The sequence below is a fragment of the Lamprobacter sp. genome (assembly GCF_034860625.1).
Taxonomy (GTDB): domain Bacteria; phylum Pseudomonadota; class Gammaproteobacteria; order Chromatiales; family Chromatiaceae; genus Lamprobacter.
On the sequence record NZ_JAYESN010000241.1, the window covers coordinates 1 to 4,480 of the forward strand.

The following is a 4,480-nucleotide window of genomic DNA, read 5'->3' on the forward strand; positions in this document are numbered from 1 at the left end:
GCTGCGATCCGTTCACGCTGCAGGCTGAGGTTGGCAAGCGCGCCCTGTTGCTCGGCAGCTCGGTCGCGTTCTTTCTGGACGACCGCTGCGGGCGCCTTGTCGACGAAGCTTGGGTTGGCGAGCTTCTTCTCGATCCGTTCGATGTCGGCTTGTAACTTGGCGATCTCTTTGTCGAGGCGTTTGAGTTCGGCGTCTTTGTCGATCAGACCGGCCATCGGGATCAGGATCTTCATCGCGCCGACGAGGGCGATCGCCGATTCGGGGGCCTCTGATTCGTCATCGAGCAGGCGGATCGATTCGGTGCGGGCGAGGAAGTCGAGGTAAGGGCGAGCTTGCTCGGTCCATTGCCGGTCGCGGGCGCTGGCGTTGGCGACTAAGACTGGCAGCTGCTTTGATGGCGCGATGTTCATCTCGCCCTTGATGCGGCGCACGCCGAGGATGAACTGCTGAACCCAGTGGATCTCGGCCTCGGCGTCGGGGTCGTCGAGGGCGCTGTCGGCGGCCGGGTAGGGCGCGAGCATGATGCTGTCACCCTGGTAGCCGCCGGGCGTGCCTGCAAGCGGGCGCAATTTTTGCCAGATCTCTTCGGTGATGAAGGGCATGAAGGGGTGGGCGAGGCGTAACAGCCCCTCGAGCGTTTGCACTAGGGTCCAGCGGGTGCCGCGCTTGGCCGCGTCTGAGGCGGTTTCGCTGGTCAAGACCGGCTTGGCCAACTCCAGGTACCAGTCGCAGAACTCGCTCCAGGTGAACTCGTAGATGGCCTGGGCGGCGAGGTCGAAGCGGTAGGTGTCGAGGGATGCGCGGACGTCGCCGATGGTCTGGTTCAATCGGCTCCGAATCCATCGGTCGGCGGCGCTGAACTCCAGTGGCCCCGGTTTGCTGTCTCGATTTGACGCGTGATTGGATGTCGAATCAGCGCCGGACCCAGTGTGGGCCAGCTCTCGATCTGTGCTCTGAGCCGCCTGGCCCTGGCTGACTGAGTCGGTTTCCGGGCTTAGACTGGTGAGGGGGCTCGCGCCAGCACTGAGCCCGGCCCCACAATCCTGCCCCTCGGTATTCATCAGCACATAGCGCGAGGCATTCCAGAGCTTGTTGCAGAAGTTGCGGTAGCCTTCAACGCGGCCGAGATCGAGCTTGATGTCACGGCCGGTGGTGGCGAGCGCGGCGAAGGTGAATCTCAATGCATCCGTGCCGAAGGCGGGGATGCCGTCCGGAAACTCTTTGCGCGTCTGCTTGGCGATCTTCTCGGCCAGGTGGGGCTGCATCATGCCCTTGGTGCGTTTGGCGACCAGAGGCTCGAGTTCGATGCCGTCGATCAGATCAATGGGGTCAAGGACATTGCCCTTGGATTTCGACATCTTGTTGCCCTGGGCGTCGCGCACCAGGCCATGGATGTAGACGTCGCGAAACGGCACGTCACCCATGAACTTGAGCCCCATCATGATCATCCGGGCGACCCAGAAGAAGATGATGTCGAAGCCGGTGATCAGCACTGAGGTGGGATAGAAGGTTGCGAGCCGATCGAGCTGTTCAGCTGGCGGCTGCTCACCGACCTGGCCAGGCTGTTTGGTCGCTTGCTGCTGATTGGCTGCCCCCTGCTGTTTGGTCGCTTGCTGCGGCTTGTGCGTTGTTTGCGCTGTCTGGGCTGTTTGTGCCATTTGCTCGGCGTTATGCTCAGGCGGCCAGCCGAGCGTACTAAAGGGCCAGAGTGCGGAGCTGAACCAGGTGTCGAGCACGTCTTCGTCCTGACGCAGCGGGTAGTCGGCGCTCAGACCGTGCTTGCTGCGCACCTCGGCCTCGGAGCGGCCGACGTAGATGTTGCCCTCATCGTCGTACCAGGCCGGGATGCGATGGCCCCACCAGAGCTGGCGGCTGATGCACCAGTCTTGGATGTTGCGCATCCACTCGAAATAGGTGTTCTTCCAGTTGTCCGGGACGAAGCGGATCTGGCCCTTTTCCACCGCTTCGATCGCGGGCTTGGCGAGCGGCTCAATCCGCACGTACCACTGATCGGTGAGGTAGGGCTCGACCACGGCGCCGGAGCGGTCGCCGCGCGGCACCGGCAGGCGGTGATCGCGGACCTGTACCAGCAGCCCTTGTGCCTCGAGATCGGCGAGGATGCGCTTGCGCGCCTCAAAGCGATCGAGACCAGCGTAGGCACTGGGGATCAGCTCACCCTCTTCAGGTGCGTTCGCGCGGATGGCGGCATCAGCGGTAAAGATGTTGATCAGGCCGCCATGCGGCTGGTCGGTGATCGGCGTCTCGTCGCGATGACGCAGCCAGACCGCGTGGTCGTTGAAATCATGCGCCGGGGTGATCTTGACGCAGCCGGTACCGAGCTCGGGGTCGGCGTGCTCGTCGGCGATGATTGGGATACGCCGGCCGGTCAGTGGCAGCTCGACGGTCTCGCCGATCAGGTGCTTATAGCGTTCATCCTCAGGATTCACGGCGACGGCGCAGTCGCCGAGCATGGTCTCCGGGCGGGTAGTGGAGACGATCATGGCGCCGGTGCCGTTGCTCAGCGGGTACTTGAGATCCCACATGAAGCCGGCCTCTTCCTCGGCGATGACCTCCAGATCCGAGATCGCGGTGTGCAGCACCGGGTCCCAGTTGACTAGGCGTTTGCCACGGTAGATCAGTCCTTCCTCGAACAGCCGGACGAAGACCTCGATGACGGCGTTGGAGAGGCCTTCGTCCATGGTGAAGCGCTCGTGCTGCCAGTCGAGCGAGGAGCCGAGCCGGCGCAGCTGCTGGGTGATGGTGCCGCCGGATTCCGCCTTCCATTCCCAGATGCGCTCGATGAAGGACTCGCGGCCGAGGTCGTGGCGGGTCTTGCCCTCGGCTTCGAGTTGACGCTCGACGACCATTTGGGTGGCGATGCCGGCATGGTCGGTGCCTGGCTGCCAGAGCGTCGGCTCGCCGCGCATGCGGTGGTAGCGCACCAGCGCATCCATGATGGCGTTGTTGAAGCCGTGGCCCATGTGCAGGCTGCCGGTGACGTTTGGCGGCGGGATCATGATGCAGAACGGCGGCGTGGTGTGGCTTTGGCCCCGATCGCTGGTTGTGCCACTATCACCGCAATCTTCACGTCCGCTTTCAACGCCACCGCTACCACCACGCTTTCCGCGATCACTGCGGACATCGGGCTTGGCTTCAGCACCTAAGTTTGGTGCAAACCAGCCGGCTTGCTCCCAGCGCTGATACCAGAGGGTTTCGATGGTCTTGGGGTCGTAGGTCTTGTCCAACATGGCGGAGATCCTGCGCGTCTTGAGGTGGCGCTGATGCGGTGTCGATGTCTTTGCAGGCCCTGGTCGCACGGCGAGGGTGATCAGGTCTGGGCGAAGCCCTGCAGTATAAACGGCTCGACGCCCCTAGTCGGGGTTTGCGTTGTGATAGCAGTTCTACCCGGTTGGCGGATAAAACGCGCTAAAAACATCGGGATTTGCAGGCTCAACCGGTGTGGAGGTCAGTGCGAATGGCGATAGGATGCTGTCGATGGTGGTGACAAGTGAAGGGTTCAGGATGGAAGATTTCTTCAAAAGGGTCAGAGCAAGCCTATTTTTTCAATGGTGTCTGACTCCCTTATGTCATCCAATATCAGAATATGCGATGTTACTCTGTGACCAATTGATTTCGGACACTTCCCAACTGCAGCTGTGCTCGTTCAAATACACAGCATTGATCACCCTAACCCGAGGACTGAGAGCATGACCGAGACGACTAAGTGGGTATTTGCCTTCGACGAAGGCGATGGCAAGAACAAGAAGCTGCTGGGCGGCAAGGGCGCAAATCTCTGCGAGATGACGCAGATCGGTTTGAACGTGCCGCCCGGCTTCGTGATCACGACCGATGCCTGCCTCGCCTACCTAGAGACCCCCGATCGTCAACTGCCGGCTGGTGTGATGGAGCAGGTGCGGGATCAGATGGCGGCGCTGGAGCGCAAGACCGGCAAGGGTTTTGGCGACCCTGATAACCCCTTGTTGGTCTCGGTGCGCTCGGGCTCGGCGATGTCGATGCCGGGCATGATGGACACCATCCTGAACCTGGGTCTGAACGAGGAGACGCTGCAGGGCGAGATCAAGGCCACTGGCGACGACCGGTTTGGCTATGACTCCTATCGCCGCTTCATCCAGCTGTTCGGCAAGGTTGCGCTGGGTGTCTCCGACGAGGCCTTTGACCACGAATTCAACGTCGTCAAGGAGGCCGCGCACGCCAAGCAAGACGTCGACCTCTCCGCCGCTGATCTCAAGGAGATGAGCGAACGCTTCCTCAAGGTGGTTGAGGAGCATACCGGCAAGCCGTTCCCGTCCGATCCAATGATCCAGCTCGAGATCGCGGTCAAGGCGGTGTTCAACAGCTGGATGGGGCGGCGCGCGGTCGACTATCGCAAGCAGTTCCATATCACGCCGGAGATGGCCAACGGCACGGCGGTGAATATCTGCACCATGGTGTTCGGCAACCGCGGCAACGACTCGGCGAC

Annotated in this window: 2 protein-coding genes; one reads left to right on the forward strand and one right to left on the reverse strand. The window is 61.8% G+C overall.

What is annotated here, in order from left to right; all coding sequences use genetic code 11:
• Positions 1–3,248, reverse strand: a 3,248-nt coding sequence (locus VBE63_RS25055) for a valine--tRNA ligase (RefSeq protein ID WP_323685731.1), incomplete at its 3' end; no start/stop codon positions are given.
• A 459-nt stretch (positions 3,249–3,707) separates the two neighbouring features.
• Between VBE63_RS25055 and VBE63_RS25060 the strand changes: the two genes are divergently transcribed.
• Positions 3,708–4,480 (forward strand): PEP/pyruvate-binding domain-containing protein (locus VBE63_RS25060; protein WP_323685732.1); only part of this gene is annotated, 773 nt, incomplete at its 3' end.